Origin of the sequence: Pseudoalteromonas sp. 3D05 (assembly GCF_002723455.1) — a bacterium.
GTDB lineage: Bacteria > Pseudomonadota > Gammaproteobacteria > Enterobacterales > Alteromonadaceae > Pseudoalteromonas.
This window is the reverse complement of sequence record NZ_PDUS01000023.1, coordinates 1-13,545: the sequence shown is the minus strand read 5'-3', so window position 1 is coordinate 13,545 and position 13,545 is coordinate 1. Positions and strand designations below refer to the sequence as shown.

The following is a 13,545-nucleotide window of genomic DNA, read 5'->3' as shown; positions in this document are numbered from 1 at the left end:
GATTAAGGAATACCGTGTTACAGCAACAATTGACCTCTTTGTTAGCGCAAACTGATATTGCGCTAACTGAAAAACAACAGCAACAACTCGTTCAATATGTTGAGTTACTTAACAAATGGAACAAAGCATATAATCTAACATCTGTGCGCATGCCAGAGGAAATGATGATTAAACACATCATGGATAGTTTAGTTGTTGCTCCTCACCTACCCGGTCATCATTATATAGATGTTGGGACGGGTCCTGGTTTACCGGGTATTGTTTTAGCGATAGCGCTACCCAATACTCAGTTTGTTTTACTGGATAGCTTAGGCAAGCGAGTAAGATTTTTAATGCAAGTTAAACATGAGCTTGGGCTTAAAAATGTCACCCCTGTACAGTCTAGAGTTGAACAATACCAGCCAAGTGTTAAATTAGATGGTGTATTAAGTCGTGCATTTGCTTCATTACAAGATATGGTTGACTGGTGTTCACACTTAATTGATCATTCAGGTAAATTTATAGCATTGAAAGGTGTGTTTCCTAGTGACGAACTAGAATCATTACCAGCAGGCATTAAATTTGAGCAAAAAATAGCATTGGAAGTTCCAGAGTTAGATGCACAAAGACATTTAATTATTCTTTCTAAAGACTAGGGATCAGAGCACTGTGGCAAAAGTCATTGCAATAGCAAATCAAAAAGGCGGCGTGGGTAAAACCACCACAGCTGTAAATTTAGCAGCTTCTATGGCTGCAACAAAACGCAAAGTGCTATTAATCGATCTCGATCCGCAAGGTAATGCCACCATGGGAAGCGGTGTTGATAAATACAGCGATGTTGCAACCATCTATGATTTATTAATCGAAGAAAAGCCAATCGATGAAGTCGTATGCAAAGAGACCTCTGGTGAATATCATTTAATTGCTGCCAATGGCGATGTTACCGCAGCAGAAGTAAAACTGATGGAGCTTTTTGCTCGCGAAGTACGCTTACGGAATGCTTTAGAAAAAATATCAGATCAATACGAATTTATTTTTATCGACTGTCCTCCTTCTTTAAATATGTTAACTGTAAACGCAATGGCTGCTGCAGATTCCATTTTAGTGCCAATGCAATGTGAGTATTATGCGCTTGAAGGATTAACTGCTTTGATGGATACCATTACCCAACTTGCTAAAATGGTTAATCCAAAACTGCAAATAGAAGGTATCTTGCGTACGATGTACGATCCACGTAATCGATTAGCAAATGATGTATCAGAACAGTTAAAACAACATTTTGGTGATAAAGTATACCGCACCGTTATTCCACGTAATGTGCGTTTAGCTGAAGCGCCGAGTTTTGGCGCACCCGCTATGTACTATGACCGGGCATCAAGTGGCGCTAAAGCCTATTTAGCCCTTGCCGGTGAAATGCTTCGCAGAAAAGAAAAAAAATCTCCTATCGTCGCCTAACTTTGAGGTAAAAAAATAACATGTCTGCTAAAAAACGCGGTTTAGGCCGAGGACTCGATGCTTTACTAAGTTCATCAAAACCAGCACCAACGCCGGTAAATCAAGATACGGCTGAGGTATCACCTGTAATAGAACAATCAGTTGATGGTCCAAAGTCTGATTTACAGAAATTAGCGATTGAGTTCTTACATTCAGGTAAATACCAACCGCGTAAAGACATGTCGGAAGAAGCACTTGAAGAATTAGCAAGCTCTATTCGTTCACAAGGTATCATTCAACCAATCGTAGTGCGCCCTATTGCAGAAAATAGTTATGAAATTATTGCTGGTGAACGTCGCTGGCGTGCAGCACAGATAGCGAAGCTGGATGTTGTTCCTTGTATTATTAAGGATGTGCCTGATGAAGCGGCTGTTGCTATTGCGCTGATTGAAAATATTCAACGTGAAGATTTAAATGCAATGGAAGAAGCCATTGCATTAAGCCGTTTACTGAATGAATTTGAATTAACGCACCAACAAGTGGCTGAAGCTGTCGGTAAATCTCGCACCACGGTAACTAATTTACTGCGCTTAAATAACTTAAACGATGATGTTAAAATATTGTTAGAACATGGTGACATTGAAATGGGTCATGCTCGTTGTTTGTTAGCGCTAGAAGGTGAGTCGCAATCTGATGCTGCGCGCTTGGCCGTTGCAAAAGCGTTGACTGTTCGTGAAACAGAGAAGTTAGTTCGTTCAATTTTAGAGCCCGCACCTAAAAAAGAGCCTTTAGAAAAAGATCCAGATGTCAAACAGTTAGAACAGCAATTAGCAGACAACTTGGGCGCCAAAGTAGAAATCAACTACAACAAAAAAGGCAAAGGTAAATTGGTTATTTCCTACACTAATTTAGATGAGTTAGATGGAATTTTACACCGTATAAACCAAGACTATTCCGAGCATTAATTAATATCATGTCCAAAATGAGACAATTGTCGCTATTTTGCACCACAATACACCGACTCAAGTTGCAAAACTGGCAGGATTCAGTATAATTTCGCCAGTTTTCATACCCTGACAAATAGAATGCCAATAAGGTTAACGAAACGTGACTAATAAGTTAGCAGCGCCTTATCAGTTGGCTGCATTTAAATTAATCTGTTTGCAAGGTAGTGTAGCATTGGTTGCTGCCACAATTGTTTTCATCGGTTGGGGAGTAGATGCTGGTCTATCAGCATTAGCTGGAGGCGCTGTAGCAGTACTTCCCCACTGTGTATTTGCCATCTATGCATTCAGGTATATGGGTGCTAGTAAGGTAAATCAAGCATATACCTCGCTAAAGCGTGGTAATGGACTAAAATTTTTGCTGACAATCATATTGTTCGCGCTAGTACTAAAGCATTTTACGGTAATAATGTTACCTTTTTTTAGTATTTATGTACTTACGCTAATAACAGGATTGTTTGCACCCGTTTTTTTTAAACATTAACTTTTGGGATATAACATGGCTGCAGAAGAAGTTACTCTATCTAGCCATATTCAGCACCACTTAACTAATGCAAAGATGTGTTATACCGATGCCGGTTTCGCATTTAATAAAGCATGTAGTGACAGTGGGATCTGGGCATGGCATATAGATACCCTCGCATGGTCTATCGGTTTAGGTCTTATATTTTTATGGATCTTCCGTAGTGCCGCTAAAAAATCAACACTGGGTGTACCGGGTAAATTTCAATGTTTCATTGAAATGGTAGTCGAATTCGTTGGCGACAACGTACGCGATACCTTCCACGGTAAGAGCAAGCTTATCGCACCATTAGCATTAACGATATTCGTTTGGGTATTCTTAATGAACTTAATGGACTTAATACCTGTTGATTTCCTACCTGCATTTGCTGGCTTTGTTGGCGAAACTGCATTTGGTATGGACTCACATGACGTATACATGAAAATCGTACCTACTACTGACATCAACTTAACAGCAGCGCTAGCGCTAGGTGTTTTCTTATTGATGATCGGTTACTCAATTAAAATCAAGGGTATCGGTGGTTTCATTAAAGAGTTAACGCTTCACCCGTTCAGCTCAAACAACACATTGGTTCAAATTCTTTTGATCCCATTTAATTTGTTACTTGAACTTATTGCTCTTGTTGCTAAGCCTTTCTCGCTAGCACTGCGTTTGTTCGGTAATTTATATGCTGGTGAGTTGATTTTCATCTTAATCGGCGCAGTTGGTTTAATGCAACTTCCGTTGCACTTTATCTGGGCAGTATTCCATATCTTAGTAATCGTATTACAAGCGTTCGTATTCATGATGCTTACAATCGTTTACCTAAGCATGGCAAGCTCTGATAATCACTAATTTATACATTTACAATTTTACTTTTAACTTTAATTTACAATTGAAACTTTGGAGAAAAAAATGGAACTAATGATCGGTCTTAAGTATATCGCTGTAGCTTTACTTATCGGTTTTGGTGCAATCGGTACTGCAATCGGCTTCGGTAACATGGGTGGTAAATTCCTAGAAGCGTGTGCGCGTCAACCTGAACTTGCTCCTTCACTACAAGTTAAGATGTTCATCCTAGCTGGTCTAATCGATGCTGTAGCAATGATTGGTGTTGGTATCGCGATGGTATTGTTGTTCGTACTTTAATTTTATTTTTTGAACAGCTTACTATTTAAGGAGGAGCGGTTGTGAACTTAAACGCCACTCTTATCGGTGAATTAATTGCGTTTACGGTGTTCGTACTTTTCTGTATGAAATTCGTATGGCCACCATTAAACGGTGCAATTGAAGCTCGCCAAAAGAAAATCGAAGATGGTTTAGCTGCCTCTGATAGAGCCGAGAAAGACTTAGAACTTGCGCAAAAGAAAGCTGCTGATCAGCTTAAAGATGCAAAAGCTCAAGCGGCTGATATCATTGATCAAGCTAAAAAGCGTGCCGTGCTAATTGTTGACGAAGAAACAGTTCGTGGTCAGCAAGAGCGTGAAAAAATTATTGCTCAAGGGCAATCTGAAATCGAAGCAGAACGTAACCGTGTAACAGAAGAGCTACGTAAACAAGTAGCTACTCTTGCAGTGGTTGGTGCTGAACGCATTTTAGAGCGCGAAATCAATCAAGCCGCACATAGTGACATCGTTGAAAAACTTGTCGCTGAGCTGTAATTAGGAGGGTATGAGCATGTCTGAATTGACTACTATCGCTCGCCCATACGCTAAAGCGGCTTTTGAACTTGCCGTTGAAAAAGGCACTATGGAAAGCTGGAATGAGATGTTGTTTTTTGCTGGTGAAGTTGCCAGCAATGAACAAGCATCAAGCATTTTAGCTGGATTGCCTACTGCAACTGCACAAGCTGAGTTATTTAATCAGATTTGTGCTGAGCAGCTCAACGAACAAGGTCAGAACCTAGTGAAGGTGATGGCTGAAAATGGACGTTTGATTGCCCTACCTGCGGTTGCAGAGTTATTTGCTGAATTTAAAGCAGAATACGATAAAGAAATCGAAGTAGACGTGATTTCGGCAACCCCTCTAGCTGCTCAGCAGCAAGAATCATTGGTAGCGGCACTTGAAAAACGTTTCGCACGCAAAGTTAAGCTGAATTGTAGTGAAGACGCTACAGTTGTTGGCGGACTAATTATCAAGTCTGGTGATACTGTAATCGACGGCTCAGTACGCGGTAAATTAAACCGCTTAGCCACAACACTACAATCGTAATTGGGAAAAAGAGCATGCAACTTAATTCCACTGAAATTTCAGATCTGATCAAACAACGTATTGAGCAGTTCGAAGTTGTAAGTGAAGCTCGTAACGAAGGTACAATTGTATCTGTTACTGACGGTATCATTCGCATCCACGGTCTAGCTGACTGTATGCAAGGTGAGATGATTGAGCTTCCTGGCAACCGTTATGCTATCGCACTAAACCTTGAGCGTGACTCAATTGGTGCAGTAGTAATGGGTCCTTACGCTGACCTTACAGAAGGCGTAAAAGTTTATACAACTGGCCGTATCTTAGAAGTTCCTGTTGGTCGTGGTCTACTTGGTCGTGTTGTAAACACACTTGGTGCACCTATCGATGGTAAAGGCGCTTTAGATAACGACGGTTTTGAACCTGTAGAAAAAATTGCACCAGGTGTAATCGAACGTCAATCTGTTGATGAGCCAGTTCAAACTGGTTACAAATCTATTGATGCGATGATTCCAGTTGGTCGTGGTCAGCGTGAGCTTGTGATCGGTGACCGCCAAACAGGTAAAACTGCACTAGCAATCGATGCAATCATCAACCAAAAAGGCACAGGCGTTAAGTGTGTGTACGTTGCGGTTGGTCAAAAAGCCTCTACTATTGCTAACGTAGTACGTAAATTAGAAGAGCACGGTGCATTAGAAAACACAATCGTTGTTGTTGCATCTGCTTCTGAGTCTGCGGCACTTCAGTACTTAGCTCCGTTCTCGGGCTGTACTATGGGTGAATACTTCCGTGACCGTGGTGAAGACGCGCTAATCGTATATGATGATTTATCTAAGCAAGCTGTTGCTTACCGTCAAATCTCATTGCTACTTAAGCGTCCACCAGGTCGTGAAGCATACCCAGGTGACGTATTCTATCTTCACTCACGTCTTCTAGAGCGTGCATCGCGTGTAAACGCTGATTACGTTGAGAAGTTCACTAATGGTGAAGTGAAAGGTAAAACAGGTTCATTGACGGCATTGCCAATCATTGAAACTCAAGGCGGCGACGTTTCTGCGTTCGTACCGACTAACGTTATCTCTATCACCGATGGTCAGATCTTCTTAGAAACTGACTTATTCAACTCAGGTATCCGTCCGGCAGTAAATGCTGGTATCTCGGTATCGCGTGTTGGTGGTGCTGCACAAACTAAAATCGTTAAGAAACTAGGTGGCGGTATCCGTCTAGCCCTAGCTCAGTATCGTGAATTAGCTGCGTTCTCGCAGTTCGCGTCTGACCTTGATGATGCAACTCGTGCTCAACTTGAGCATGGTGAGCGTGTAACAGAGCTAATGAAGCAGAAACAGTACGCACCAATGTCTGTTGCTGAAATGTCTTTGTCGTTATTTGCAGCAGAGAAAGGTTATTTAAAAGATGTTGAAATCCCTAAAATCATGGATTTCGAAGCAGCTTTACTTTCTTATGCAAACAGCACATACGCAGAGCTTATGGCTCAAATCAATGAAACAGGTAACTACAACGCCGAGATCGAAGCGCAGCTTAAAGAACTTCTAGAGAAGTTCAAGTCTACGCAAACTTGGTAATTTAGTTATTAATGGTGCGCTTTAGCTTGCTAAAGCTCACCTTGATTCGGAGAGAGAGTCATGGCCAGCGGAAAAGAGATTAAAAGCAAGATCGGCAGTATTAAAAATACTCAAAAGATCACCAGTGCAATGGAAATGGTTGCTGCGTCTAAAATGAAAAAGGCGCAAGAACGAGTGGCTTCAAGCCGTCCATACGCTGAAAAATTACGTAAAGTAATTGGTCGTGTTGCTCAAGCAAATCTTGATTTTACTCACCCGTTCTTAGAAGAGCGTGAAGTAAAACGAGTTGGTTATATTGTTATCTCTACTGACCGTGGTTTGTGTGGCGGCTTAAACTCAAACGAGTTTAAGAAAGTTGCACAAGACGTTAAAGCGTGGAAAGAAAAAGGTGTAGACGCCGAGTTTGCAACTTTAGGCAGCAAAGCTGCTGGTTTCTTCCAACGTTTTGGTGGTCAACTACTCGCTAAAAAAGCGGGCTTAGGAGATAAACCTTCAGTACAAGACATAATTGGTCCTGTAAAAATAATGCTAGATGCATTCTCTGAAGGCAAAATTGACCGTTTATTCTTGGTATATAACAACTTCGTTAATACCATGAAGCAAGAGCCAATGATAGATCAGTTACTCCCTTTGCCAAAAGCTGAAGAAGAAGTTTCTGCACATGCATGGGACTACTTATACGAGCCAAACCCAGACGCGATTTTAGAAGCGCTGTTAGTACGCTTTATTGAGTCTCAAGTATACCAAGGTGTAGTTGAGAACGCTGCCTCTGAACAGGCTGCCCGTATGGTTGCGATGAAAGCTGCAACTGATAACGCTGGCGACCTTATGGATGAGTTACAGCTTATTTATAACAAGGCGCGCCAAGCTGCAATCACACAAGAAATTAGTGAGATTGTTTCTGGTTCAGCCGCAGTTTAATGCTTCTGGCAAAGATTAAAGAGAGGAATAGACATGAGTTTAGGTAAGGTCGTCCAAATTATCGGTGCCGTTGTGGATATTGAATATTCGCAAAACAACGTGCCAGCCGTATATGACGCACTAAAAGTAACAGATGGCGATTTAGCAGGTTTGACTCTAGAAGTTCAACAACAGCTAGGTGGCGGTGTGGTACGTGCTATCGCACTAGGTACTACAGACGGTTTACGTCGTGGTGCTTCAGTAGAAAACACAGGTGAAGCGATTAAAGTTCCAGTAGGTACTGCAACTTTAGGTCGTATCATGAACGTACTTGGTGAGCCAATCGATGAAGCAGGCCCAATCGGCGAAGAAGACCGTATGTCTATTCACCGTGCAGCGCCTTCTTACGAAGAGCAATCAAGTTCAATTGAACTTTTAGAAACAGGTATCAAGGTAATCGACCTTGTATGTCCGTTCGCTAAAGGTGGTAAAGTTGGTTTATTCGGTGGTGCCGGTGTTGGTAAAACCGTAAACATGATGGAACTTATCCGTAACATCGCAATCGAGCACAGCGGCTACTCAGTATTCGCAGGTGTTGGTGAGCGTACTCGTGAGGGTAACGATTTCTACCATGAGATGAACGATTCAAACGTACTTGATAAAGTATCGCTTGTATACGGTCAGATGAACGAGCCTCCAGGTAACCGTTTACGCGTAGCGTTAACGGGTCTTACTATGGCTGAGAAATTCCGTGACGAAGGTCGTGACGTACTTTTCTTCGTAGATAACATCTACCGTTATACACTTGCAGGTACAGAAGTATCAGCACTTCTTGGTCGTATGCCATCAGCAGTAGGTTACCAGCCTACACTTGCTGAAGAAATGGGTGTACTTCAAGAGCGTATCGCATCTACTAAGACTGGCTCAATTACTTCAATCCAAGCGGTATACGTACCTGCGGATGATTTAACGGATCCATCTCCAGCAACTACCTTTGCTCACTTAGATGCAACAGTAGTACTTTCACGTGATATCGCTTCACTTGGTATTTACCCTGCGGTAGACCCACTTGATTCATCTTCACGTCAACTTGACCCACAAGTAATTGGTCAAGAGCACTACGATACAGCACGTGGCGTTCAAACAGTTCTTCAGCGTTATAAAGAACTTAAAGACATCATTGCAATCCTAGGTATGGACGAGCTTTCTGACGAAGATAAGCAACTTGTATCTCGTGCACGTAAAATCCAACGCTTCCTATCTCAGCCATTCTTCGTGGCAGAGGTATTTACAGGTGCGTCAGGTAAATACGTTTCACTTAAAGACACAATTGCTGGCTTTAAAGGCATCTTAAACGGTGAGTTTGATGACCTTCCAGAGCAAGCGTTCTACATGGTTGGCTCTATCGAAGAAGCGGCAGAAAAAGCCAAAAGCATGTAATTAGGAGGGTAGTATGGCAGCTATGACTGTACATCTTGACGTAGTAAGCGCTGAAGAGAAATTATTTTCTGGTTTGGTTGAATCTATTCAAGTAAGTGGTAGTGAAGGTGAGTTAGGTGTAAATGCCGGTCACGCTCCACTACTAACTGCCCTTAAACCTGGTATGGTACGTTTAGTTAAGCAATTTGGTGAAGAAGAGCTCATCTACATTGCAGGTGGCACGCTAGAAGTTCAACCGAACATTGTTTCTGTACTTGCAGATACAGCTGTTCGAGGTGAAGACTTAGACGAACAAGCTGCAGAACAAGCTAAACGTGACGCTGAACAACAAATGGCACAAGGTGGCACTGCTGAGTTAGATTATAACCAAGCAGCTGTTCAACTCGCTGAAGCAATTGCTCAGCTACGTGTTATTCAGCAATTACGTAATAAGTAAGCCTATCTGGTTTATTAAAAGCCCACTTTATAGTGGGCTTTTTTGTGCTTAAAATAAATTATTGATGCAAAGAGTGCATTAGATCACTTCTTATACTTATATCCTTCAGCAAACCTCGTTACAATAAAGCTAGATAAACAAACACTCATTCAATTTAGGTACGCAGCATGTGATTATTTTTGCTGCGAGCATGCGCACATGAAGTGGCATGCGTCACCAAATAAATAGTGGTGTGATTGTGTTAGTTAACTAAAACAAAGAAAGAAGGATATTGTTTTAATGTCACTTACGACGGTTATTTTAGCTGCGGGTAAAGGTACTCGTATGCGTTCGGCTCTACCAAAAGTACTGCACAAAGTTGCGGGTAAACCCATGGTGCAACATGTCATTGATAACGCCAATGCATTAGGTGCAACTTCAACTAATTTAGTTTATGGTCACGGCGGCGAGTTATTACAACAGCAATTGGCTGATAATGCCGTAAACTGGGTGCTTCAAGCAGACCAGCTTGGTACCGGTCATGCTGTAGCACAAGCAAACCCTCATATTAATGATGAAGACACTGTTCTAGTCTTATACGGTGACGTACCACTTACTAAACAATCTACACTTGAGCGCTTGCTTGAAGCGACGCCTAAGAATGGCTTAGCAGTATTAACTGTTAATTTAGTAAACCCTAATGGCTACGGCCGTATGTTGCGTGTAGACGGCAAGTTAGTCGGAATTGTTGAGCAAAAAGACGCATCACCAGAGCAACTATTAATTACTGAAGTAAACACTGGCATTATGGCAGTGAATGGCAAGCTATTAAAAAGCTGGTTAGGTAACTTGTCTAACGAAAACGCACAGGGCGAATACTACCTAACAGACATCGTAGCAATGGCACACGCTGAAGGTGTTGAGATCAGCTCAGCGCAACCGGATCACCCAATGGAAGTTGAAGGTGCAAATAACCGTGTACAACTTGCTGGTCTTGAACGTGCATATCAAGCTTGGCAAGCAGAAGAATTAATGCTAAACGGTGCAACACTTGCAGACCCTGCGCGTATCGATGTACGCGGCGAAGTGACAACCGGCGAAGATGTGCTGATTGATGTTAATGTTATCTTTGAAGGTAAAGTAACACTGGGTAACAACGTTGAAATCGGTCCTAATTGTGTCCTTAAAGATTGTACGATTGGCGATAACGTAATTATTAAAGCGAATACATTAGTTGAAGATGCGTCTGTCGCAGCTAAATGTACACTAGGCCCTTACGCCCGTCTTCGTCCTGGCGCTATTATGGAAGAAGATTCGCATATTGGTAACTTTGTTGAAATGAAAAAATCGCGTTTAGGAAAAGGCTCTAAAGCTAATCACTTAACTTATCTTGGCGATGCTGAAATTGGCGAAAAGGTTAATATAGGTGCAGGTACTATTACCTGTAACTACGATGGCGTAAATAAATCAAAAACTATCATTGGCGATAACTCATTTATCGGGTCAAATTCGTCATTAGTTGCACCTGTAAATATTGGTGCAACAGCTACAATTGGAGCTGGTTCGGTCATTACAAACGCAGTGGCTGATGAACAATTAGCGGTTGCACGTGGTAAACAGCGAAACTTAGATGGTTGGAAACGGCCTGTTAAAAAATAACTAAGTTTATTCAATTTAAAAAGCGAGTTTAAAAACTCGCTTTTTTATTGCATAAATGTAATTAAATAAAAATGCCATATTGTTGTCATTCCTATGTGTTGATATTTAATCAATTACAATACTAAGGAAATAACAATGTTACGAAGAACAATACTTGCACTATCAATCCTATCGGTACTCACAGGCTGCTCTATTGATGGTGACGATGGGGTTAACGGTGTGCAAGGTGAAGCTGGTGCACAAGGAACTCCAGGAATCAATGGCGTTGATGGTATCAATGGTACAGACGGCATAGACGGCTTAGACGGGAACGATGGCGTAGATGCCAATTCAAGCCTTAATATAAATCTAGTTGGTCGTGCGGTACTCAATGCACAAAGCCCTGAAGGGGCAGCTGAAATTGTGGCGTATCAAAAATCAAAAAAGTGGATATACGCAATTAATAGTTCAGGCAATGCAGCTGTGGTCAATATTATTCCAGCTGACACTTTTGATGCCACAGCGCTGGTTAAAGACAACGAAGGCATTGTAACGTCAACAAACTTAACGAGTGTAATTACTCTTTCCCTAAACGAAAATACTCCTGGAGATGCAAATAGCATCGCAATTGATTCTAATAATGAGCTACTTGCAGTTGCAATGGCTGCAAAGAATGTGGGGGAATCTGGTCAAATAGCATTTTACGATATTAGTGGCAACAGCCCTGTGTTTATTAAAAATGTGGCGGCTGGTTTTTTACCCGACATGGTTACATTTAGCCACGATGGTGCAAAAGTAGTTGTTGCAAATGAAGGTGAACCAAGCGGTGACTACAGTATTGATCCAGAAGGGTCAATTAGTATCATCAATGTTGTAAATGGTGTAATAGAAGATACTGCTACCAGTATTGGCTTTGCCTCTTATAACAATCAGCAAGCAGAACTTGAAGCACAAGGTTTGGTATTTGCTAATCCAACAGGGCGCACTATAAATGGCAACCTAATAAATACTACTGTAGCAATGGATCTAGAGCCTGAATATGTCAGTATCTCTAAAGATAATAAATACGCTTATGTATCGATTCAAGAAAATAACGGTCTCGCTATTATTAACCTTGAAGATAATAGCGTTGAGCTAAAAGGGTTGGGCTTCAAAGATTGGTCTAACTTAAAAATAGATGCTTCAGATAAAGACGGCGGTGTAAATTTTAAATCATATTCAGGCTTATTTGGTATGTATCAGCCTGACACAATCTCGAGTTTTAGCTGGAAAGGAGCAAACTTTATTGTTTCAGCTAATGAAGGGGACGCGCGTGAATACTTTTTCGATGCCACCGATGAGGCTGATTGTTTAGCAAAAGGCGGGCTTGATTACGATGAAGACGATGGCTGTCTTGCCTATATAGACGAAAGCCGTGTTGAAGATTTAACGCTCGCAGCAAATTTTGATGACTTAAATAATGATGATAGCGATATTGGTAGATTAAAAGTAACCACTGTAAAAGGGGATACTAATAATGATGGTCAATACGAAGAGCTTTATGCATATGGCGCACGCTCATTTACTATTTGGGATAGTAACGGGCTGGTGGTATTTGACTCAGGCGATACTATAGGACGTATTACGGCTTCGATTCATGGGGAGGCATTTAATAATAACGAAGACGAAAATAAAGGCGATACTCGCTCAGATGATAAAGGTGCTGAACCAGAGGCTTTAACATTAGGCCAAATTAATGATCGACTATTTGCTTTTGTTGGATTAGAGCGAATGGGTGGGATAATGGTCTTTGATATAACCAACCCTTACGATGTGAAGTTCCAAGATTATTTCTACAATCGAGGATTAGAAGCAGGTTCTAACATAACAGGTGATCTTGCTCCTGAAGGAATGGCGTTTGTACCTGCAGAGCAAAGTGCAACAAATGAAGCATTGCTTATAGTGGGTAACGAAATTTCAGGCTCAATTGCCGTCTGGGAAATAACTACAAAACAATAAACTGATAATAGAGTAAAAGTGATACATCATTGAGATGTGTCGCTTTTACTTAATTCATCAACAAAACAATTTTTGTGTGTGCTTTTTATACATAATTTCCATTGCAGCCCTTTGTTTGTATGGTAATTGTACTAAATTGAAAATAATTGAATAAAACTTAAATAAAGCATTGACCCCTTCCTGATAATCCCTATAATGCGCATCCACTGACCCGGCAGGCAGCAATGAAAAGCGCTGAACAAACGGTAAGTGAGTCGAGTAAAACTTAATATTAAAACTTCTTAAATTAAGTGTTGACAAAAAAATAGGAAAGCGTAACATGCGCAGCCCTAGCGAGATAAAGCAAAGCGCTTTAATCGCAACGTTCTTTAACAATATAAAGCAATCATCTGTGTGGGCACTCGTACAGATTGAGTTCTAACAGCCAAGCTACTTCGCTAGATGACGCAAAAAATTTAGAGTCTCAAT

14 protein-coding genes are annotated in these 13,545 nt (G+C 41.2%); all 14 read left to right on the top strand.

Annotated elements, in window-relative coordinates:
- The first annotated feature begins 14 nt into the window (after positions 1 to 14).
- Positions 15 to 635 carry a 16S rRNA (guanine(527)-N(7))-methyltransferase RsmG gene (gene rsmG, locus CSC79_RS17860; protein ID WP_099297134.1) on the top strand — a complete coding sequence of 207 codons (621 nt, stop codon included), beginning with the start codon at positions 15 to 17 and terminating at the stop codon, positions 633 to 635.
- Between the two features lie 13 nt (positions 636 to 648).
- Entirely contained in the window at positions 649 to 1,434 is a 786-nt protein-coding gene (locus tag CSC79_RS17855) for a ParA family protein (RefSeq protein WP_099297132.1), read from the top strand.
- 20 nt (positions 1,435 to 1,454) lie between these two features.
- Positions 1,455 to 2,378: a ParB/RepB/Spo0J family partition protein gene (locus tag CSC79_RS17850; RefSeq protein ID WP_099297130.1), complete on the top strand. Its 924-nt coding sequence runs from the start codon at positions 1,455 to 1,457 to the stop codon at positions 2,376 to 2,378.
- 142 nt (positions 2,379 to 2,520) lie between these two features.
- Positions 2,521 to 2,901, top strand: a complete 381-nt coding sequence (locus CSC79_RS17845) for an ATP synthase subunit I (protein ID WP_099297128.1) — start codon at positions 2,521 to 2,523, stop codon at positions 2,899 to 2,901.
- A 15-nt stretch (positions 2,902 to 2,916) separates the two neighbouring features.
- Positions 2,917 to 3,774, top strand: a complete 858-nt coding sequence (gene atpB, locus CSC79_RS17840; RefSeq protein WP_099297126.1) for a F0F1 ATP synthase subunit A — start codon at positions 2,917 to 2,919, stop codon at positions 3,772 to 3,774.
- Between the two features lie 60 nt (positions 3,775 to 3,834).
- Positions 3,835 to 4,068 carry a F0F1 ATP synthase subunit C gene (atpE, locus tag CSC79_RS17835; RefSeq protein WP_010561330.1) on the top strand — a complete coding sequence of 78 codons (234 nt, stop codon included), beginning with the start codon at positions 3,835 to 3,837 and terminating at the stop codon, positions 4,066 to 4,068.
- Positions 4,069 to 4,109: 41 nt separating this feature from the next.
- Positions 4,110 to 4,580, top strand: coding sequence for a F0F1 ATP synthase subunit B (gene atpF, locus CSC79_RS17830; protein ID WP_099297124.1), 471 nt, complete (start codon positions 4,110 to 4,112; stop codon positions 4,578 to 4,580).
- Positions 4,581 to 4,596: 16 nt separating this feature from the next.
- Positions 4,597 to 5,130 carry a F0F1 ATP synthase subunit delta gene (atpH, locus tag CSC79_RS17825; RefSeq protein ID WP_099297122.1) on the top strand — a complete coding sequence of 178 codons (534 nt, stop codon included), beginning with the start codon at positions 4,597 to 4,599 and terminating at the stop codon, positions 5,128 to 5,130.
- 14 nt (positions 5,131 to 5,144) lie between these two features.
- On the top strand, positions 5,145 to 6,686 hold the full coding sequence (gene atpA / locus CSC79_RS17820) for a F0F1 ATP synthase subunit alpha (RefSeq protein ID WP_099297120.1): 1,542 nt from the start codon (positions 5,145 to 5,147) through the stop codon (positions 6,684 to 6,686).
- 60 nt (positions 6,687 to 6,746) lie between these two features.
- Positions 6,747 to 7,607, top strand: a complete 861-nt coding sequence (gene atpG / locus CSC79_RS17815; protein WP_099297118.1) for a F0F1 ATP synthase subunit gamma — start codon at positions 6,747 to 6,749, stop codon at positions 7,605 to 7,607.
- Positions 7,608 to 7,640: 33 nt separating this feature from the next.
- Positions 7,641 to 9,026, top strand: coding sequence for a F0F1 ATP synthase subunit beta (gene atpD, locus CSC79_RS17810; RefSeq protein WP_099297116.1), 1,386 nt, complete (start codon positions 7,641 to 7,643; stop codon positions 9,024 to 9,026).
- A 13-nt stretch (positions 9,027 to 9,039) separates the two neighbouring features.
- Entirely contained in the window at positions 9,040 to 9,462 is a 423-nt protein-coding gene (locus CSC79_RS17805) for a F0F1 ATP synthase subunit epsilon (protein WP_099297114.1), read from the top strand.
- A gap of 279 nt (positions 9,463 to 9,741) precedes the next feature.
- Positions 9,742 to 11,100: a bifunctional UDP-N-acetylglucosamine diphosphorylase/glucosamine-1-phosphate N-acetyltransferase GlmU gene (glmU, locus tag CSC79_RS17800; RefSeq protein ID WP_099297112.1), complete on the top strand. Its 1,359-nt coding sequence runs from the start codon at positions 9,742 to 9,744 to the stop codon at positions 11,098 to 11,100.
- A gap of 135 nt (positions 11,101 to 11,235) precedes the next feature.
- Positions 11,236 to 13,077 (top strand): choice-of-anchor I family protein, encoded by a 1,842-nt coding sequence (locus CSC79_RS17795; RefSeq protein WP_099297110.1) that lies wholly within the window; start codon positions 11,236 to 11,238, stop codon positions 13,075 to 13,077.
- The last annotated feature ends 468 nt before the right edge of the window (positions 13,078 to 13,545 follow it).